Annotated in this window: 17 protein-coding genes; 13 read left to right on the top strand and 4 right to left on the bottom strand. The window is 50.3% G+C overall.

Annotated features, from left to right (window positions below):
* Window positions 1–71 precede the first annotated feature (71 nt).
* Genes B5P39_RS13470 through B5P39_RS13460 form a run of 3 tightly spaced genes read right to left on the bottom strand, consistent with a single transcriptional unit; the run spans window position 72 to window position 3,161 of the window.
* The gene (locus B5P39_RS13470) at window positions 72–656 is read right to left on the bottom strand and encodes a TlpA family protein disulfide reductase (RefSeq protein WP_088211863.1); all 585 of its coding nucleotides are present in this window, start codon (window positions 654–656) and stop codon (window positions 72–74) included.
* Between the two features lie 49 nt (window positions 657–705).
* Window positions 706–1,125 (bottom strand): cytochrome c-type biogenesis protein, encoded by a 420-nt coding sequence (locus tag B5P39_RS13465; RefSeq protein WP_088211862.1) that lies wholly within the window; start codon window positions 1,123–1,125, stop codon window positions 706–708.
* Complete coding sequence (locus B5P39_RS13460) at window positions 1,122–3,161, bottom strand: heme lyase CcmF/NrfE family subunit (RefSeq protein ID WP_088211861.1); 2,040 nt, start codon at window positions 3,159–3,161, stop codon at window positions 1,122–1,124. The genes B5P39_RS13465 and B5P39_RS13460 overlap by 4 nt, the downstream gene beginning before the upstream one ends.
* Before the next feature lie 515 nt (window positions 3,162–3,676).
* Here B5P39_RS13460 and sirA point away from each other — a divergent pair.
* The 12 genes from sirA (at window position 3,677) to B5P39_RS13400 (ending at window position 17,349) form a co-directional block, all read left to right on the top strand.
* Entirely contained in the window at window positions 3,677–5,806 is a 2,130-nt protein-coding gene (gene sirA / locus B5P39_RS13455) for a dissimilatory sulfite reductase SirA (protein WP_088211860.1), read from the top strand.
* A 61-nt stretch (window positions 5,807–5,867) separates the two neighbouring features.
* A complete protein-coding gene (locus tag B5P39_RS13450; protein ID WP_088211947.1) occupies window positions 5,868–6,308 on the top strand; it encodes a rhodanese-like domain-containing protein in 441 nt (146 codons plus the stop codon).
* 93 nt (window positions 6,309–6,401) lie between these two features.
* Complete coding sequence (locus B5P39_RS13445; protein WP_088211859.1) at window positions 6,402–7,181, top strand: FKBP-type peptidyl-prolyl cis-trans isomerase; 780 nt, start codon at window positions 6,402–6,404, stop codon at window positions 7,179–7,181.
* 64 nt (window positions 7,182–7,245) lie between these two features.
* Window positions 7,246–7,920, top strand: coding sequence for a nitrite reductase (locus B5P39_RS13440; RefSeq protein WP_088211858.1), 675 nt, complete (start codon window positions 7,246–7,248; stop codon window positions 7,918–7,920).
* 86 nt (window positions 7,921–8,006) lie between these two features.
* The gene (locus tag B5P39_RS13435; protein ID WP_088211857.1) at window positions 8,007–8,714 is read left to right on the top strand and encodes a 4Fe-4S dicluster domain-containing protein; all 708 of its coding nucleotides are present in this window, start codon (window positions 8,007–8,009) and stop codon (window positions 8,712–8,714) included.
* 2 nt (window positions 8,715–8,716) lie between these two features.
* Complete coding sequence (gene nrfD, locus B5P39_RS13430) at window positions 8,717–9,664, top strand: NrfD/PsrC family molybdoenzyme membrane anchor subunit (protein WP_011621295.1); 948 nt, start codon at window positions 8,717–8,719, stop codon at window positions 9,662–9,664.
* 120 nt (window positions 9,665–9,784) lie between these two features.
* Window positions 9,785–10,276: a nitrous oxide reductase accessory protein NosL gene (locus B5P39_RS13425; protein WP_088211856.1), complete on the top strand. Its 492-nt coding sequence runs from the start codon at window positions 9,785–9,787 to the stop codon at window positions 10,274–10,276.
* A gap of 9 nt (window positions 10,277–10,285) precedes the next feature.
* On the top strand, window positions 10,286–11,575 hold the full coding sequence (gene nosD, locus B5P39_RS13420) for a nitrous oxide reductase family maturation protein NosD (RefSeq protein ID WP_088211855.1): 1,290 nt from the start codon (window positions 10,286–10,288) through the stop codon (window positions 11,573–11,575).
* Complete coding sequence (locus tag B5P39_RS13415) at window positions 11,556–12,602, top strand: ABC transporter ATP-binding protein (protein WP_088211854.1); 1,047 nt, start codon at window positions 11,556–11,558, stop codon at window positions 12,600–12,602. The genes nosD and B5P39_RS13415 overlap by 20 nt, the downstream gene beginning before the upstream one ends.
* Window positions 12,599–13,486, top strand: coding sequence for an ABC transporter permease (locus B5P39_RS13410; protein ID WP_088211853.1), 888 nt, complete (start codon window positions 12,599–12,601; stop codon window positions 13,484–13,486). Before B5P39_RS13415 ends, B5P39_RS13410 begins: the two co-directional genes overlap by 4 nt.
* 214 nt (window positions 13,487–13,700) lie before the next feature.
* Complete coding sequence (locus tag B5P39_RS13405; RefSeq protein WP_088211852.1) at window positions 13,701–14,984, top strand: winged helix-turn-helix domain-containing protein; 1,284 nt, start codon at window positions 13,701–13,703, stop codon at window positions 14,982–14,984.
* Between the two features lie 232 nt (window positions 14,985–15,216).
* Window positions 15,217–17,349 (top strand): M13 family metallopeptidase, encoded by a 2,133-nt coding sequence (locus B5P39_RS13400; protein WP_088211851.1) that lies wholly within the window; start codon window positions 15,217–15,219, stop codon window positions 17,347–17,349.
* Between the two features lie 42 nt (window positions 17,350–17,391).
* Here B5P39_RS13400 and B5P39_RS13395 read toward each other — a convergent pair whose 3' ends face one another.
* Window positions 17,392–19,785, bottom strand: a complete 2,394-nt coding sequence (locus tag B5P39_RS13395; RefSeq protein WP_088211850.1) for a fatty acid cis/trans isomerase — start codon at window positions 19,783–19,785, stop codon at window positions 17,392–17,394.
* Window positions 19,786–19,968: 183 nt separating this feature from the next.
* Between B5P39_RS13395 and B5P39_RS13390 the strand changes: the two genes are divergently transcribed.
* Window positions 19,969–20,595: a flavin reductase family protein gene (locus B5P39_RS13390; protein WP_088211849.1), complete on the top strand. Its 627-nt coding sequence runs from the start codon at window positions 19,969–19,971 to the stop codon at window positions 20,593–20,595.
* The last annotated feature ends 254 nt before the right edge of the window (window positions 20,596–20,849 follow it).

Below are 20,849 nucleotides of genomic sequence, written 5' to 3'. Positions count from 1 at the left end.
TTGATTCAAGCATTGGCTAAGTCAAAACCAACTTAGCCCTTTAGCGCAGTGCTAATGAGTGCCCAGCGAAATCATTGGGCATATTTGGCAATAAGTTTATCTAAATAGGGCGCGACGTCTTTGTCTGTCCAATCGAGATAGCCACGGACAAAGCCGACAAGATTACCTTTCGCATCAAAAGCATAGGTCGCAGGAACTACGTTGGCAGGGATGATCTGTTCGATATTTTTATCAGGATCGAGCCAAGTGCTGTAGTTGCTAAAGCCATGCTGATTAAGAAAAGGCCGCACCTCTGTTACTTCTTCATCAATCGAGATGGGCACAATAGCGATATTCTTATCGGCATATTGCTGCTGAAGTTTTTGCAGCTCAGGGATTTCCCGTAAGCAGGGCGTGCACCAAGTTGCCCAAAGGTTTACTAAGGTCAATTTACCTTGGTATTGCTTTAGGGTGTGTGTTTGCCCGGCTTCATCGACAAACGGGACTTCAGGCACGCCGCGGGCATGCTGCATCTCGATAAAGCCTGTCATGACTCTGGGTTTAGGAATGGGCTCACCTGTTTCATAGAGTTTGTTTTGCAGTGAATGGGCCTGAACGGTGCAGCTCAGCAGCCATGCGGCGCAAAGGAGAGTGAGCTTGGCGATGTAAGGTTTCATGGAGTTATCCTTCTATTCAAACTGAGTAATCGGGACTGTGGTCTAAGGGCTATGGCCTGCGTTTTATTAGCGTCAGCCCTAAGCCGAATCCAACAACCAGCAGCACGAGCGGGCCGAGCCAGAGTGCCAGTGTGGCGGGCTTAAATTCGGGCTGATAACGGATTTTCTCGCCATAGCGCTGCACCATAAAATCGAGGATCTCGTCCCGCTTATAGCCTTGTTCCAACAGTGAAAAGATTTGCCCTTTAAGCTCATGGGAAATCGGTGCTTGCGACTCAAACAGGGTTTGATTGGTCGCCATAGGGCAGCGCAACACTTTACTGATCTCTATGGCTTGCTGTTGATAGGAAGCGCCAAGGTTGGCGACCTCCTGCGCCGTGGCGAGAAACGTCGCGCTACCAAAGCAGAGACTCAACGACAGCAACCAAAACAATAGGCTCAAATAGGGCGAGCGAAACAGCGGGTTCATAACGTCATTGTCTCCCTTGGTGAATTGGTTACATTCAATGCCTTTGTTTGTGCGACTCTATGGGGTTGTTTGATTGGCCAAGCGGCAATAGCACCGGCGAGCATCATCAATAAGGCTCCCAGCCAGATCCATGTGGCTAAGGGCTTATAACTAATGCGGATCAGGTATTCTGTGTCGCTCAGTTGTAGCCCCATAGAGACATAGAGATCCCGCCAAAAACCGTGGTCTATGCCCGCATGGGACACTTCCATGCCATTGCTATTAAAGGTTTGTCGCTGTGGATGGAGATAACCCAGCACGACATCATCCTGCTTGGCATCGCGGATACTGATATTGGCCTGAATCGCTGTAAAACTTGGGGTTTCTACTGGTTCTGTGCTTTCGTACACCAGCACATAATCGGCAAGCGGTTTACCTTGCCCTGGCCCCATACGCAGCAGGGCTTCTTGCTCAAAAAATGATACTGCTGTCGCGCCGATAATGGTGACCGCCACGCCCAAATGACCGACTAGCATGGCTAATTTTGCGCGTTTTGACGCTGAAGGCTTGGCGGGCTTGGGAGGCGTCAATGCTTGGGATTTCATACATACACTCATCCCGAGGCTGCAGAGCAAAAACAGCGCGCTGGTGCAGCCAAGGAATAGGAATAAGGCTCCATCGGCTTGGGTTCGAACCGTCATCAGTGTTGCAATAATCACAATGGCTACAGAGGGCAAGGCTAATACTTTGAGTGGCTTGCGAGTTGACGCCTTCCAAGCGATTAACGGCGCTATGCCCATCAAGATCACTGCGATAAAGGTCAATGGAACAAACATAGTATTGAAATAGGGGGCGCCGACCGACAACGTGCCTAAGCCAAGCAGCTCGTATAGCAGGGGATAAAAGGTGCCCAGCAGAACGGAAAAGGCTGCAGCCACTAATACAATGGCTCCAAGGAGTAACAGTGTTTCTTTGCTCAATAGGTTATGGCTGACTTCTCGTTTCAACGCTGGCGCTTTGAGTGCAAAGATTAATAGTGCAGCACCGACAAAAAGCACCAATAAACAGAGGATTGACATGCCTCTGGTGGGATCTGCCGCGAAGGCATGTACCGATTGCACTATGCCGGAGCGCACCAAAAAGCTGCCGAGTAAGCTCAGTGAAAATGCCAAGATGCACAAAAATAGCGTGGTCAGGGCAAAGCCTTGGGTCTTTCTCGTCAGCACTAAGGAATGCACCAGAGCTGTGGCGACTAGCCAAGGAATAAAAGAAGCGTTTTCAACGGGATCCCAAAACCACCAACCGCCCCAGCCCAGCTCGTTATAGGCCCACCAGGAGCCAAAGGCATTACCCCCGGTGAGGAAAATCCACGCCAGCAATACCCAAGGCCGCAAGTATTCGAGGTGCCGATGCACTAATGCGCCTCCCTGCAGGGATGCTAGCGCCGCGGCAAAGCAAACCGTTAGCCCGACATAACCTAAAAACAGCATAGGTGGATGCAGTATTAAACCAATATCTTGCAATATGGGGTTGAGGTCGCGCCCCTCGATCGGAATATTGGGCAGTAATCGGGCAAAGGGATTGGAGGTAAAGAGTAAAAACAGATTAAAGCCAAGGATAACTAAGGCGAGAATCGCCAGTAGCCGTGCAAAGTAGGCTTTATCTGTCTGCATATCGGCGTTATCTAAACCGACGAGTTTACCCGCTTGGCGGCAATTGATAATGGCACCCCATAACGCGATGGCGAAAACCCAAAATAGCATCGAGCCTTCATGGCTGCCCCACACAGCGGCAATTTTATAGCCGAGGGCAAGCTGGCTATTGGAATGGTTCGCCACATAGGCAACCGAAAAGTCATCGCTAATAAAGCTGTAAATAAGGCATAAGAGTGCGCCCAATAAGCTTATAAACATGGCGTTAAATAATTTATTGCCGAACTCGATTAAATAAAGTTGTGACTGATGAATGCCAACAAAATGAATAGTGGCAGAGAGTAATGACAACACAGTGCTGATGATTAGCAATATATGTCCTATTTCTGGAGTCATATTTATCATTACTCATTCCTGTGTTGCATGGTTAATTTATTTATGGCGTGTATTGGTGTGAGATTATTTTTAATTCACTTAAAGCCTATTTAGATTGTCTCGTCTGCATTTGTATTGTTTTTTGAGTGTCTTTGAACAAATCGCGCATTTCACCTATCTAGGATTGACTGGCAGGGTAGCGGAGTTTTTCTGGTAGGAATGTGATCTGTCTCGGCATTGAAATCGTCACTTTTCCCTTTGGCTATTTTTGAAAAATAAAACCATTTTTTAGCTCTTTTTAGATCTCAAAAAACACGGTTTATTTCTAAAATATTTTCACTTATTTTTAGCTAAATTATTGGTTTTATTTTATTTGTGTCTTTTTATTTCTATTGATTTTTGAATCAAAATTTAATGTGCACTAGCGCAGGTTTTTAGGCGTTTAGCTGCTTCATCATGCCGCCACTGGTCAATTGTTTATGTCGTTCAGTGAACAGTTAGGTTCAGTGGAAAATATAAAACTAATGATAAATTAGGAGTGAATGATGAAGCGATGGAAATCCAAAGTAGCATTAAGCGTGCTATTTTGTTTAGGTTCTGCCGTAAGCGTTACCACAGTCGCCTCCGATGCTAAGTCGGAGGGTAAAGTGGTGCCTGGCGTGGGTAATAAACAACAATCCCACTATACTCAAGATATTCTGGCTAACCCCAATTTAAATGAAAATTTAATGGAGAAATCCCGCGGTGTGAAAACATTGCAGGATTATATTGTTCAAGAGCAAGAATTGTTTGATTTTCTATTTGAAAATCACCCAGTTTTTAAATACGACGCTGAAGGTCGATTAAAGGGCACTTATAAAGTCAGTGACCGTGGTGAAGAATATTTGCACGGTGGTGACAGTGTTGCTTACAGCAAACACAGTAAAGAAGTGAACCCCACTGATGGCACCGCAGTGCGTTACAGCTCCTATAACGATGGCCAGCGTCCTAAGGCATTGCAATATCGTTTAGGGGCTAAATCGATTTTAGATTTCCCGAACAAGTTTGTCGGCCCAGAAAAATGCGGTGAGTGTCATGGTCCGCAATACGAGAAGTGGAGACGGTCACGCCACTCTAAGACGATTCGCTTCCCTGGCGAGCACCCAGAGGTCGATAACGACCTGAAGAAAACCATGTATGGTACTAAGGATACCTCGATTCTGCCATCGGGTATTACCGCAGATGCCATCTACGCGACTGTGGGTACGCCACGGACTAAATATGGCTTTATCGATGCCTACCTAGTGCGCGGTACTTACCACGTGAAAGACGGTCTGTTGAAGGATGGCACTGGGACTATGGTCGCCGGTGGTAACCAGTTCTCCCGTGGTTGGGCTGAGTGGTTAACCCCTGAAATGGCAGCCAAAATCAACAAAGCTATCCCAAGCTTCCCCGTCAAAATGGAAGACTTCGGTACCAGCGGTTCACACCAATGGGGCATGAGTTCTTACGGTGCTAAGTACGAGAAGGAATTCCTATTCCAACCGGCTAGCTCCTATTGCGAAATGTGCCACACCTTTAAGTTTGACTTCCAAACCAAAGATGAATTTTTCGCGGCCTTAGGTAACCCGAAAGAGCTGCAAAAGCACACTATCGCTAAAGGGATTACCTGTGAAGAGTGTCACGGCGCGGGCGGCCACTTAGACGGTGGTATCGGTGGCGGCATGCCATCTAACTGTGAACGTTGCCACCAACGCTTTAACTTTGTTGAAGAGTTAGCCGACACGCCACAGGGTAAAGAGAAGCTGGAATATGCCTTCAACGTGAAGATGAAGTCTTCTTGCCCATCCTGTGGTACTGAAGGTTCGCAAATGTTTGCCTCAGCGCACTATGACAAAGGCATGCGTTGTTCAACCTGTCACGATCCGCACGAAGTCACCGACGGTGATTGGACTACGGGTATGACTAAGCCAAAAATCATCAAAGAGTGTACTGACTGTCACACGGCTCAAGCCGAGATCGCCAAGAACACTAACACCCACAGCAATCAAACTTGCCAAAGCTGCCACATGCCAAACATGGGAAGTTGTGAAAACTTCACGGCGATCCAATTCCCAGATATGGCGGGCTTCGACAACGTGCGTAAGTCACACATGTGGAAGATTGATGTCGACCCACTGCGTAAGACCCTCAACCCACCTGAAGGCAAGTCTCGCGATGCGACCACTAAGGGTTGGACTGTGGCGAAAGACGAAAACGGCTACAACTACCTCGACCTGATGTGGACCTGTGCCCGTACATCGGCCTCAGATCATGATGTAGTGGATAACAAAGGTTGTCATAGCCAGTTCCAATCTGAGCTAGAAGTCGGCCTGCACTTCGAAGATCAGCTGGAAATCTACGGCGAAGTTCAGAAGTGGCAAAAACCCGTTAAGGATACTTTTGCTCAAGTAGAACAAGCCCTTGCCCGTATCGACAAGCTATTAGAAGTCACCAAGCTGTCGGTAGAAGACAAGACTCAAGTGTTGATGTTGACCGACAAAGCCCAAGACGTTGTCCGCCTGATCAAGGCTGACGGCTCATGGGGTGTCCATGGTCCACGTTACTCACTGAAACGTCTCGACGCTGCCTTGACCTATGTTACTCAAGCCCAAGCCATTATCGATGGTAACGGCCTGAGCGCACAGAAAATGTAGTTCGACTCGAGTCTAACTTGTCCCCGGCACGCAAGTGTCGGGGGCTATACGAGGCCAAATGATGAATAAAGTGATTCGACACAGCCTATTAGGCGGCTTACTGGCACTGGGCCTAGGGGGGATGAGTTTACCCGTCGTGGCTGGTGGTGGCTCTGAGATCTCCGAGGCGCCCTATAACGAAATTCAGTTGAATCCGATTTCCATGCGGGAAGCCGAAACCTTAGTCGGCAAGCCAGGAGTGTATTTTTTCGATGTAAACACGCTGGAAATTTGGGCGGAAGGTTTTATCCCCGGAGCGGTGTTTTTCAATGTGCAGAATTGGCGAGAGCTACTGCCAAAGAATAAAGACGCTGTGATGGTGTTCTATTGTGCCAACCGTCTTTGTACCGCCAGCAACATGGCCGCACGGGAAACCATGAAGCTAGGTTACACAGGTGTGCGCCACATGGCCGATGGCATTTTCGGCTGGCGTATGTCAGGCAGAACAACAGAAAAACCATAGTAATCAAATAAATATTTTAATCGATTATGGGGTTACCCATACGTTTTCGGCTAAAGCACTAAAGCCCAAGGGCTAAATTGTAGAGAACATAAAATGAAAATATCTATGCCAACTTCTTTTATCCCAAAAAACCTCACAGTGGCGACCTGCGCTGCATTGTTTGTCTCAATGGCGAGCTTTGCTGCCCCAACCCTTAAAACCGATGCGGATAAAGCGTCTTACAGCATCGGCGCCTCTGTGGGTAACTACATTTCTGGCCAGATTTATAACCAAGTCGAACTGGGCGCCGAAGTGAATGTGGACTTAGTGGTGCAGGGGTTTGTGGATGCGCTGAAAAAGCAGCAGCAATTAACCGATGAAGAAGTGCTGACCTATCTTAACCAACGCGCCGAACAATTAAACGAGGTACGTAAGGCTAACGCCGAGAAACTCGCCGCTGAAAATGCCACGGCGGGAGCTGCCTATCTTGCTGAAAATAAGAAGAAATCAGGCGTTAAAGTCACAGACTCTGGCCTGCAATACGAAGTGTTAACTCAAGGTACTGGCAATAAGCCCAACCCAGAAGATGTGGTCACTGTCGAGTACGTTGGCAAGCTTATCGATGGCACCGAGTTTGAAAACACCATTGGCCGTGAGGAACCCACACGTTTCGCCCTGATGACAGTTATCCCAGGTTGGGAAGAGGGCTTAAGACTCATGCCAATGGGCTCGAAATACCGTTTTGTTATCCCGGCAGAGCTGGCCTATGGCAATGAGTTTGTAGGTGAAATCCCGCCGCAATCCACCTTAATTTTTGAAATCGAACTGAAAAATATCGAAAAGCCCAGCGAGAAAAAAGAAGCCCGCATGATGGGTATGATGCCAGCCCACTAAGGGCTAAACATTGGCTTAGGTTCAGTGAGTGATGAACTTGGATAGGCGAGCGTCGAGGTAAGGCATGGCAAGTTTAGGATTCAGCATAGCACTGCTGTTAAGCGGATTTGTGGCTTGGATTTTCTGGCAACACGCGCGTTTAAACCTGCTGCAATCGGTGGAGAGGCTCCCTCAAGTCTCCTACCTTGTGCCCGCATTGAGCAGTGGTTTGCTGTTATTGCTCACGCTCGCCATCTATAGCCAAACGGGGCGTTATCAGGATTGGGATACAGGCAAGCTCAATGAAAACATTGACTATTTAGTGGCTGCCGACATCACCAAAGCTCTGCGCCTCGTGGATGAACAACCGCAAAACCCGTTGGCATTACAGGCGCTTGCCGAGGCTTACAGCGCGGGAGGCTTGTATGCCGATGCGGTGCAGACCCTAGACAAACAGCTTGCGTTAGTGGGGGAGGATGCAGAGGTGCTCGGCGCTAAGGCCAATGCCCTCTATTACCGCGATGGTCGGCAAATGACCGCAGAGACCCAAGCACTGATTGCACAGACGCTTGCGCTCGCGCCCTTTGAGCCGCAGACGCGGATGCTGCAGGCTAACGATGCCTATCTCCATGGGCGCTACCAGGAGGCGATAGACCATTGGCAAGCATTACTGGCGCAGCCAAGGGCAGAGATTAATCGTGAGGCCCTGTTAAACGCCATCGGCAAGGCCCAAAGCAAATTGAATGAAAGTGGATATTAATCAAGTCGCTAGCCATTTTCAGGCATGTTGGAACGATAACGATATAAATAAAAACGTCGGTATAAAACCGATAGATGGAGGATGTTGTGAGTGAAAATATAGAGAGACGGAGGTTCCTTAAAAGCGCTGGCATGTGCTCTTTGCTGTTAACGCCTTTAGCCGGGTGTTCGGTCAAAGAAGAGTCCGACGGCGCCCATAAGCCCCATTACGTCATGGTCTTTGACCAAAACAAGTGTGTCGGCTGTGGCGACTGTAAAACCGCCTGTAATCAAGCCAACCAGTTGCCCGAAGGCAAGTCACGGGTGTTGCTCGAGCAGCAGAGTGGTCGTGTCGAAGGTCAACCTTGTCCACATTGCGGCAAGATGAGTTGTGACTGTGAACGTAAGTTTGTGCGGGTTTCCTGCCAGCAGTGCAAGAACGCCCCCTGTGTGACCGTTTGCCCTACGGGCGCGGCGCACCGCGACGCGAAAACTGGCATTGTGACTATGGACGCGAGCAAATGCGCCGGCTGTAAATACTGCATTGGGGCTTGTCCTTACAACGCCCGCTACATCAACAGCGATACGGATGTGGCCGATAACTGCGATTTCTGTTTGAACAGCAAGTTAGCCAAGGGCGAATTACCCGCCTGTGTGCAGAGCTGTAAATACGATGCGCTGATCTTCGGTGATGCCAACGATCCTCAATCCTACGTAAGCAAACTCTTAGCGGTAAAAGACTCAGTGCGGATTAAGCCGCAGTTTGGCACCGAGCCGAGCTTACGTTACATACCAATCGTCAAACTGGGAGTGTAAATATGGATACCAGTATGGAATTTACCTTAGGCCTCTCCCAAGGCGTCGCTTGGCCTTGGCCGATTGCGGTGTATTTGTTCTTCGCGGGCATCTCGGGCGGGGCGTTAACTATTGCGCTGGCGCTGCGGTTTTACTTAGGTCAGGTTGAGAATACCGCCTTTTTAAAAGCGGCGACCCTGCTGTCGTTTGTCACTATCAGTTTAGGGATGTTGTGTCTGGTGCTCGACTTGACTAACCCCTTATTCTTCTGGCGAATTTTGGTGTTCTACAACTTAAATTCTGTGATGTCGATTGGTGTGATTGCCCTATCGGTGTATATCCCGTTAGTGGCTGTGGTTGCGCTATTTGCCCTCGAAAAAGAGCTGATGGCCATCCCCCAATTGCAGTTCCTCGGCCCCATCATCACTAAGTTGAAGGGCTTTAGACGCCCGATGGAAGCACTGGTGTTATTACTGGCGTTATCCGTCTGTGCTTACACTGGCTTCTTAATCTCCGCCTTGATCCGCTTCCCGCTGATCAACACCTCGGTATTGCCTGCGTTGTTTATTGCCTCGGGGCTTTCAGCGGGCGGCGCCTCGGCCAAAATGCTGGCGGTGTGGTTGTTTAAAGAACCTTTGCACAGCGGCGAGATGAAGATCCTACACGGCGCCGAGTGGCCGATTATGTTCGCCGAAGCCCTGTTTATTTTTATGATCGCCACCGCGCTGTTAACCGGTAATGCCGGAGGCCAGTTTGCCTTTGCCGCCTTCCAAGAAGGGATCTGGGCAAGCGTATTTTGGATTGGTGTGGTCGGTATCGGCTTTGGTGCACCGCTGCTCCTTAACTTCGCCACAGGTAAGCATTTTAGCCATTCGGCCAAAGCGTTTTATATGTCGGGCATGTGTGCGGTAGTGGGCATGATGTGCCTGCGACTCTTCATCCTGTTGGCGGGGCAAAACTACGCGATTTAATCCAGAGCTAAGGCCAAAGGCCTGAAGCTGAGAACCATTTTTGTATCAACCCTCGTCGCAAGAGGTCTGTCCCTGCAAGGTGCCTTGGCGAGGCGTTGATATTTTTCAAGGAATAATGGGATGAAAAAGTACTTAAGTTTGCTACTAGTCGCTCCTTTGTTATTAGGCTGCAATAAGAGTGAAGCCACTGATCATCAACATAAAGCCGAGATGATCCACGAGCATGACCGTTGCCATCTCTGCGGCATGGTGATCACTAAATACCCTGGACCTAAGGGGCAAGTGCATTTGAAGGCCGAGAAGATGGTGCCTAAGTTTTGCTCCAGTCGCGATATGTTTAACTTTGCCCTACAGCCTGAAAACAAAAGACAAATTGATTACATGATGGTGCATGATGCCGCATCAACCGACTGGGAACAGCCAGACGATGGCGCCTTTATCGATGCCGCCAGTGCGTTTTATGTCTACGGCACCAGTAAAAAAGCCGTGATGGGGCCTGCTGTAGCACCTTTTAGCACCAAAGCCGCTGCCGAGGCCTTTGCTCAAGAATACGGTGGCCGCGTGCTTCGTTTCGATGAGATCACCCTCGAATTACTGGCCGGCGATAAGTAGGCGATTGTTATGTGGCGCTGCTTGTTCCTCGGTTGGCTCTGTAGCTTATCCCTTGTTGGGTTGGCGCAGGAGTTTAGGGTCACAGATACTGCGGCTTTAACCCAGGCCCTCGCGCGGGCGCAGGATGGCGACACTATTGTGCTCGCCACCGCCGTTTACGAAGGCAATTTTAGTGTCAGTCGTGCGATTCATCTTAAGGGCGAAGCGGGGGCAACCCTAGATGCTTTGCGTCAAGGTAGCGCCTTAACCATTGCAGCGCCCAAGGTGATTGTCGAAGGGCTGAATATCCGTCACTGGGGGCGGGATCTTTATTACCAGAATGCGGGGATCTTGCTGCAACCCGGGGCTGACGAAGTGCTTATTAAGGGCAATCGGCTGGTGGGGGATGGCTTTGGTATCTATGGCGAGCAGCTCAGTGCGCCCCGCATTATGGAAAACAGCATCAGCGGTAATGGCGCCATTTATGTGTTGGATCGGGGCGATGGCGTCTTCCTCAAGCATGTGAGCGCGCCGCAGGTGCAAGATAATCATTTTATCTTTGTCCGCGATGGTGTGTATATCGAGTCGGTGACAGACAGCCAAGTTCACCATAATCAATTCGCTAAGTTGCAATACGGCATCCATTACATGTACACCCGAGGCGATGAAGCCTCAAACAATCAAGCCATTAGCGTCGATGGCGGTTATGCCTTGATGAACTCGCAGCATATCTTTTTACACCACAACAGGGTCAGCCAAGCACGGGACTTTGGCATTCTGCTCAATATCACAAACGATGCCCATATTCAGGCGAATATCGCGACAGAGGTGGTCAATCCTCAAGGCTCTGTGGAGCTTGGCAACGAGGGCAAGGGTATTTTTATCTACGCCGCGCAGAATAATCGCATCGAGGCGAATGAGTTTAGCCATAGCGATACTGGGATCAGCATGGCCATGGGCGGCGAAGCAAATCGCCTTTGGCATAATCGTATTTTAGCCAATCAAGCCCAAGTCAAATACGTTGGCGAGGCACAACTCGAGTGGAGTTATCAGGGGCAGGGCAATTACTGGTCCGAATATCAGGGTTGGGACACTAATGGCGATGGCGTCGGGGATATCGCCCATCGGCCCAACGACAGCTTAGACAAACTCTTTTGGCTCTATCCCGAAGCGAAACTGCTGATGGAAAGCCCTGTGGTCTTACTGCTGCGTTGGGTGGAGCGGCAGTTTCAGCCAACGGGTGCGAGCGGCGTGAGTGACAGCTTTCCCTTAATGGGATGGAAAACCGAGGAGATGGGCAATGAGCCATTTCAGCAATGATGCACAGCATAAACAGGCGCTGACCTTGATGAAAAACGAGGCTTCATCCCAAGGACAAGTGGCGATTAAGGCCATTGGGCTTTGCAAGCGTTATGCGAAGTTTGAGGCACTCACGGATCTTCATTTTGAACTGCAAGCAGGCCAAACTTTAGCGCTACTCGGCCACAATGGTGCGGGTAAATCGACCCTGATTAAAATGATCCTAGGGCTTGTCTCCCCAAGCCTGGGCGAGCTATTTGTGCAGGGACAACCTCTGCATACCAAGCGAGCCAATGCCAATCTGTTATTAGGCTATTTGCCTGAAAATGTGAGCTTTTATGACAATATGACGGCGCAGGAGATCTTAAGCTATTTTGCCAAACTTAAGGGGGTCGCCCCCAAGCGAGTATCCATTTTGCTGGAAGAATTTGGCCTGATGGCAGCCAAGGATAAACGCCTAAGCACCTTTTCCAAGGGGATGCGCCAACGCTTGGGATTAGCTCAGGCGGTATTAGCCGATCCTAAGGTGCTATTGCTTGATGAACCGACTGTGGGCTTAGACCCCCTCGCATCGGCATTTTTATATCAGAAAATGGCGCAACTGAAGGCGCAGGGTTGCGCCATCATTATCAGTACCCACGAGTTAGGATTAGTGCAAGATCAAATGGATAGTGCGCTGATCTTAGGCCAAGGTCGGCTGCTCGCCGCAGGTGATTTATCGCAGCTTAGGGCAATCAGCGCGCTGCCAAGTCAACTTGAGTTACACCGCGTTTCGCCGCTGCAATATCAGCAGTTAATGGCTCTGCCACTGTTCGCCTCACTGCGGAACCACTCAAGCGCAAACAGAGTATGCTTTAGTGTGCCCGATGCGCTTAAGGCCAAGGTTATCGAGCAATTACATCTCCTTAAAATCCATGAGTTTTCCATTGCGCCTCCGAGCTTGCAGGATATTTTCCATCACTTTATGGCAGGGCTGCATCGCTCTACTTCGTCAACCGCGTGCTCGGCGGTTGAAGACGAGCAAGATCAAAGGGAGTTAGTGGCATGAGTCAGATAAGTATCGAGCAAGGCTGTGCCCAATATTGCCCTCCACGGGCGCTAACACTGATTCAAGCCGTTGCCGTGAAAGAATTTAAGGACAATTTACGCAACCGCTGGCTAGGCTTGATGGCGGGTATCTTGTTGATTTTGTCCCTGTGCGTGAGCTTTATGGGCAGCGCCGTGTCGGGCACTGTAGTGCTGCTCGAGAGCGCACAAATCTTCTCGGGCTTAGTCACACTGGCGGTGTTTATCTTGCCCTTGGGCGCGATTTTGCTCAGCTACGACAGCTTTGTTGGTGAGCGCGAGTCGGGCACGCTATTGCTGCTACTCACCTATCCCTTGGCCCGTTGGCACTTGGTGTGTGGCAAGTTGCTCGGCCATGCCTATGTGATGATGACTGCCTGTGTGATGGGGTTTGGCGCGACGGCATTGTTACTAGTGGCCTTTGTTGAAAATCAATCTAGACACGCCTTAATTATCGGTTTTATCCATTTGATTAGCAGCGGTATTTTGCTGTCGCTGGTGTTTGTGCTTTTGGGCTATTGCGTGAGTCTGTGTGTTCGCGAAAAGGCCAAAGCCCTAGGCATATTACTGCTGCTGTGGTTTGTGCTGGTCTTGGTTTATGACTTAGTGCTGCTCACGGCGCTGGTGAGTCTGGCGGAAGTCTTCAATCGCCAGCTATTTAACCTATTGATTTTAATTAATCCTACCGATCTTTTCCGTGCCTTGAACCTGCTTGCCAATCCCGCCGATACCCTGTCGGCTAAGAGTAGTCTCGCCCTGATTGCCCAAACGGGAATGGGGCCTGTGCCGATGTACGCCATGCTGGCGACTTGGATAGGGCTGTTAGGATTACTAGCCTGCTGGATTTTTGCGAGGCAAGAGGTTTAGTTTTTTCTGCATTAGTTTAAATTTATGCTTTATAAAACAATGGGTAAACTGAGTATAGAGTCACAGTATTTTATGTTGTTAAGAAGTAAAATAAACCCTCTTGATTTGGTAGCTAGGAATCACGGTTGCTCTCGGGTGAGACTGAGTTTCACTGTGTTTGCCCGTTGTTAGCGCAATCATAGTCTATTGTGTTGGCTTAGTTTGGGCGCTTAACATGCATAAAATCACTTCATACCTAATGTTAGATGAACAGGCCAAAGAGCTTGTTGACCATGTTCATGGAACCCAGATCGGCCTGACTTTTTCAGAAACCGCCGTACTTGTATTGCTGTTATCTGCCCCGAACGCGATTTTTACCAAGGAAGAATTGCTGCAAGTCGGCTGGCCAGAACGTGTGGTCGCGCCTACCTCATTAACTCAGTGCATCAGTACCTTACGTAAAAAATTAGAGCCTTATACCGAAGTGCAGCTCAAAACGGTGGCGCGTCGCGGTTATCAGTTGCATGTGTCCGAACAGTCTCATGTGAAGATGTTGGCGATTAACGATGCCGATGCGATTCGCGATGCCATTGTCGGTGTCTCGGCGTGGACGAAACTGGCGGGCATCGTCATGCTGGGCTTAATCCTTATCTCTGTGTGGTATTGGAGCGATCACCATGCCGTGGTCAAACAGGTCGCTAAATGGAACGCCGATAAATATATCAGCCTTAATATTGGCGGTACCTTGGGCACGGCACAGGTGCTGTATATCGACGATGAAGAACACTTACATCCCTCGTGGTGGCAAAAGCATCTAGCGCCAGAAGGTAACCATATCAGTGACTTGCCTTATTTCAGCGCCTTTGCCGCAACGGATGGTAAAAACTATTCGATGGCTATTTGCCCCTCGCTCGATGCTAAGGATTGTAACGGCAAGGGCATCATCAATATCACCTCGATTGATGCAACGCCGGCGGGCCTTAACATGGCCGAGTTTATCCCGCTGAGTAAGACGATGGAGGAGCGTATTCGCTACAACCGCATCGTGCTGCCGATTGATGACAAGGGTGCGGGGGAGCTGCTGGAGCATAACTACCACGCGGATATCTATTTCCCAGTGGCGGGCGAGCTGCTGGTGCGTACGGATCTCAGCATGTCGCTGGTGTACGAAGGGGAGAATCGGGGTAAGTTTTACTCCACCTCCTGCATTACCGATCAGGACTGTTTAACCACGCCGATTAAGTACACTATCCGTGGTGAGTTTGAGCAGTATCAAACGCAAATTGATGATCTGAATGTGGATGTATTCCATGTCAAAGTATCGCAAAAGGAGCTCACCAAACCCGATGAGGTGAGTGGCTCAGCCATGCAGTTTTACCGCGCAATCCGTAAGCACGATATTCGCGATGAAGATCTGTTTTACTATCGGGTTTATCAAAATAAGGGCACGGCGGTGTGGATAGTCCCACAAATGGGGCAACTGCTGGCGTGGACTCAGTACACTCAAGTCAAACTCTAACCTAGTGTGTTATTCAAACAGCCGATAGCCATCGGCTGTTTGGCTTTTTGCTAGATGCACTTATTTGCCCAGAGATAGAGTGTATTAAAGACTTTGCATTAACTTTCTATCATAAAGCGTGAGTTTCTTTTACATCTCACCATATCGCCAGTTACACTGCCTCGCCATGCTGGAAAGCATTCGAATAGCCAAAATACCAAAAATACAAGAATAACAACGGAAGGAGTCTCATATGTCGGACCGCCTGATCCCCGCCATATTACTGTCGACGACAGTACTGACAGGGTTAACTGCCTGTGGTGATAACACCAAGGAAACCGCCGCTGTCGCCAGCGACAATGCAGCAAAAGTACAAACCAGCGCAGCGCCTGCTGCCAGCCAAGCCGCTACGCCAATCGGCATTAACCTTGCGGCCATGTCGCCTAAGGTTAAACCCGGCGATGATTTTTATACCTACGCCAATGGCGAGTGGATGAAAACCACAGAGATCCCCGCCGATCGCTCAAGCACGGGTGCATTTCTAGTGGCTTTCCAAGAGACGGAAAAGCATAAAACCAGCCTGATCGCCGACTTAGTCAAGGCCGAACACGCCGCTGGCAGCGATGATGCACGCATTGCCGATTTCTACAAGGCGTACACTAACACTGCGGCAATCGATGCGGCGGGCATGAAGCCAATGGAAGCCGATTTAGCCAGCTATCAAGCCATTGCGGATAAACACGCCCTATCTGCGGCGCTCGGTGCTAACCTGCGTGCCGATGTGGATCCTCTCAATGCCACCGACTTTTTCACCGAAAACCTCTTCGGTATTTTCGTGACTCAAGGTCTGGCGACGCCGGGTGAAGTGCTGCCTTATATTCTGCAAGGCGGTTTAGGGTTACCCGAGCGCGAATATTATCTGTCGGACGACCCTAAAATGGTCGAGATCCGCACCGCTTACCGTGCCTATATCGAGACCCTGCTGACCGATGCGGGCATCAGTGATGCTGCGGCCCGTGCCGATCGCATTTTTGCCCTCGAACACAAAATTGCTAGCGCCCACGCCAGCCGTGAAGACAGTGAAGATTTCACTAAGGCATCGGGTGTGTGGAGCCGTACCGACTTCGACGCTAAAGCCCCGGGTATCGACTGGACTGCCTTTTTAGATGCCGCCCAGCTTGGCAAGCAAGACAGATTTGCCGCCTATCACGCCAGTGCTATTACCAATCTCTCGGCGCTGGTGGCCTCTGAGCCGCTGGATGCGTGGAAAGACTGGTTGGTGTTCCACCATATCAACAGCCACGCCGATGTATTGCCATCGGCTATCGATAACGCCTCTTTTGCCTTTAACGGCACTAAGCTGTCAGGCACCCCTGAGCAGCGCAGCCGTGATAAACGCGCCTTGAGTGCCTTGGATGAATACCTAGGTGATGCCGTAGGCCGCGCCTACGCCGAGCATTATTTCCCGGCTTCGGCCAAGGCCGAAGTCAGCACTATGGTGGATAACATCGTTAGTGCCTTTGGTAAGCGAGTCGAAAAACTTGAGTGGATGGACCCTTCCACCAAGCAGGAAGCCCTAGCTAAGGTTGCGACCATCGCCGTGGGCGTGGGTTACCCCGATAAATGGCGCAATTACGATGCCTATGCGGTATCGCCAACCAATGCCTATGCCAATGCTATCAATGGTGAAAAGGTGGAATATGCCCATCAACTCGCCAAAATCGGTAAACCTATGGATAAGGGCGAGTGGTGGATGACGCCGCAAGTGGTTAACGCGGTTAACCTGCCAGTGCAAAACGCGCTTAACTTCCCTGCGGGGATTTTGCAGCCACCATTCTTCGATGCTAAGGCCGATGCAGCCTATAACTATGGCGCGATTGGCGCTGTGATTGGCCATGAGATCAGCCATAGCTTCGATAACAATGGTGCGGCGTTCGACTCAACTGGCGCTATGCGTAACTGGTGGACGCCAGCGGACTTTGCACAGTTTGCTAAGCAGGGTGAGGCATTGGCGAAGCAGTTTGATAGCTATGCACCATTCCCGGATCTGCATGTCAACGGCAAGCTGACCTTAGGTGAAAACATTGCCGACGTGGCGGGCTTAGCGGCCGCGCTCGATGCCTACCATGCCTCGCTTAACGGTAAACCTGCGCCAGTTATCGATGGCTTTAGTGGCGACCAACGCTTCTTTATCGGCTTTGCGCAAACGTGGGCGACTAAGATGCGTGACGAAGCTTTGCGTGCCCGCGTGGCGACCGATGGCCATGCCCCTGGCATGTACCGCGCGCTGACCGTGCGTAACTTAGACGCTTGGTACACAGCCTTTGATGTGAAGCCCGGCGATAAGCTGTACTTAGCCCCAGAGGATCGCGTGAAGATCTGGTAAGCGTAAGTTGATAAAAAGGGAACCCTAGGGTTCCCTTTTTTGTTAGCGATTTTGCAGTCGATTGTAGTCCAGCCAACCGCTCTCAATCGGATGACTGTCGAAAAAGGCTTGGTTGAGTTTGTCACTAAAGGCCCAGAAACGCGGATCGGTACGGCGCACCGCCGCTAAATCCAATAACGCCTCGTAGTCCTTTTCGGTTTGCATGCCTTCGACCTTAGCCACAACTTTGGCTAAGTCTTGCTCCTTAATATGCCAGAAGGCTTCGGGATAACTGCCCAAAAGCCCGCGCACTAGCGTGACATCATCCTTGGCGGGATCGCGGTTGCTTTCCTCATTGAATAGGCTCGAAATATTTCGATGGGCACTGTTACGTACTAAGGTAAAGATTTCCGCTTTGCCCGTTTTTTCAGGCTCAACCATAATCATCGTCAGCTCGGGTAAAAGGGTCGCTTGCGTGCCTTTAACTCTGCCTAGCGCCTGCAACAATGCCTTGCTGTTGGGTTGCAACTGACTGAGTGCGATTTGATAGCGTTGGGGCTGAACCTCGCCGACCTTAGCGGCCAATTTTTGGTAGAGTTCGGCCTTAAGATCGTCTGTGTAGTAGAGCACACCTGTGGGTTGATTGAAGGTATTGATATCCCCCGCAATAAAGGCGGTTAGCTGGGTGCCCGCATCCTGATACCAATCCTTAAACTGCTTACGGCGCTCCTCTTGGGGTAATAAGGTCAAGAAGTTAGACTCGCCCTCCATGCGTAAAAAATCCATATACAGGCGGGTGAGTAGTTGGTGGCCGTAATTGCCATACACATCGAAACCCGCGACTAGGAGGTAGTGAATCCGCTCCAGCAGGGCATAATCGATCACCCAAGCCGTCTTGGGGGAATCACCCACTAACCCTTTGACCACAGTGGCATTATCGAAATGCCTAAATACCGTCAGGCTAGCATTATCATTATTGCCGTCGCCATCCCATAGGCCATCGATCGTGAGGTGGCGACCATTTTTAAACTTATGATTTAAAAACTGATTTCGTGCCCGCATATACTCGCCCTGTTTGGCGGCGTATTTCACCCAGGTCACGGCAAGGGCGGTGCTTTCTTCCTCGGCGGGCATGCGTAGGTTCTCGATTTGACCCTGATAGAAGTCAGTAAAGTCGCTGTCGTCCATATATTCTGGGGTGACAAAGTAAACCCAGAATCTATCGTTGATCACATTGAGTGCGACCTGACCACGGCAAACCGGCCCCTTGATAAAGCCCATAATAGTGTCTTGGGCGCGGGTAAGCATAAAGCGATAACGCGAGCCTGCGGGCAGTTGAATAAAGGCCTCGAAGGGATTGGCTGCCACGCTCGGCGCATAGCTTGGCAGCGAGCTGACTTGGTACTTGGCATCGATAAACCACTGCTGCCAGTTTTGCAGCACAGTGTTATTCAAGGCGTAGGGAATATGGGTCTTATCGACGATCGTGGCGTGATAGGGTTTAAAGCGGTAATACACCCGCGACACTTGCGGATCGTCGAAGGGGCGACGACTGGCAATCAGATCAATCGGTTTGCCCGGCGGCGTGCGTGAGCGCACTAACTCGAAGTAAGCCGCGGGAGCATCGGCCGCGGTTAACGACTCAAAATACAGGTGAAAGGCAAATAAGTGCTCGTAAATATAACGGGCGCTCAGTTGCGCCTTGAGGTTGTCGGCATTTAAGAACTGCTCCCAGCGGGCGATTTCTTGATTAAACTCGGCGCTGAGGGCTGGTGGCGTCGGCAACACTGCACCCTGTTCGAGCCATTGCATCAATACCTTATGTTCCTGCTGATTGAGCGCAGGCAAGCCGTAGGGCATGCCCGCAAGCGGTTGGTATTGCTCGTATTTGTCCATTTCCTCAATGCTGGCGCATTGCTGAACCCGATCGAGGCTAAAGTCGAAACTTTTATCGAGCAGTTTAGTGTCCGGTAGGGGATGGGCCTGTTTTAGCGTTAGCATCCGCGCCAGCACTGAGGCCTGAGTATTGGCCTGTGGGGTCTGGGCGCGCTCATTGAGCACGGGATAAAAACCGCGTTCGCGCCAAGCTTCAGGCGTGTGGGCATCGACAAATAACCGATTTGGTGTTGCCGCCATCAAGCGGGTGCCCTGATAGACTTTTTCCTTGTTCGCGCCCCGTTCAATCCCCTCACTGGAAGTCATTTTAAGTTGGCAGGGCGCATCGTAACAGGCATGGCAAACCACGCAGCGACCGTTGATGATAGGTTCAACAGCCGAATGATAAGTCTTTGTTTGTGCTGTGAGTTCACTCTGGATTGGCTGATAATCGGCCCGCGTCTGCGGCGAGCTTTTACCGTAAAGACTATCAAAATCCACTTGGGCGACGCTGGCACAACCCGTGACCGCTAACACTAGGGCCAATAGCCAACGTTTCCAGACTGCATTTATCGGATTCATATCCACTCCTTTGCCCGACTGATGAGCTTTATCCATGCCTAATCTGCAACACTCTAGCAGAATAGTCTGAACAAGTTGAATTTACTGTTTATTTGGGGTGTTTATTCGACCTGTTCACGGGTTAAGATGAATGACATGCGTGAATGCTAAGCTTTATTGGGCACAAATCGATAAGGGAAGAAGATGACTACAGAACGCTATTTTTACGAGCCGAGCAAGGGACATGGACTATCGCACGACCCCTTAAATGCGATTGTCGCCCCTAGACCCATAGGCTGGATCTCCTCGCGCAGTGCTCAGGGGCAACGCAATCTCGCGCCCTATAGTTTTTTCAATTGTTTCAACTACAAACCACCGATCATTGGCTTTGCCAGCACGGGCTGGAAGGACAGTGTCGCCAATATCGTCGACACCGGCGAGTTCGTCTGGAACCTCACCACCCGCAGCCTTGCCGAGAAAATGAATCAAACTTCCGCCATGTTACCCCGCGGGGAGGATGAGTTTGCCTTTGCCGGACTCACCCCCAAGGCCGGCACTATCGTCCAAGCCGAGCTGGTGACCGAAAGCCCGGTAAACTTTGAATGTAAGCTTTCTCAATGTATTCAATTAACTGCCGCCAATGGGGACAAGATTGATACTTGGCTCGTCTTAGGTGAGGTCGTTGCCGTGCATATCGCCAAGCATTTACTCAATAGTGAAGGTGTGTATCAAACCGCCCTCGCCGAACCCGTGCTGCGCGCCGGCGGCCCATCCGCCTACTATGGGATCTCGGAAGATCTGCGTTTCGATCTACATAGACCACAAGTGTAGGTGTTGGTACTCAAACTTCGTTTGAGTTTTTGACTTATTAGTTTTGGTATCTCATGGCAGAGCAATCTAAAGCTTAAGTTTTTATTCTTTTAAAGAAAAATCAACGTCGTGGGGCTTCACCCCACACCCGACCAAGGAGGACTGCTCGTCCTATCCTCCTTGGATGCTCCATGACGCCCCTAGCGAAGTTACATGCATTGGTTAGTGGCTTCGTGCTTATTCGAAAATCGCTAACGCTTCCGATGGGGCGTCCT

Source organism: Shewanella sp. Shew256 (assembly GCF_002196695.1).
Classification (GTDB): Bacteria; Pseudomonadota; Gammaproteobacteria; order Enterobacterales; family Shewanellaceae; genus Shewanella; species Shewanella mangrovisoli.
This window is presented reverse-complemented; position numbering and strand designations above follow the sequence as displayed.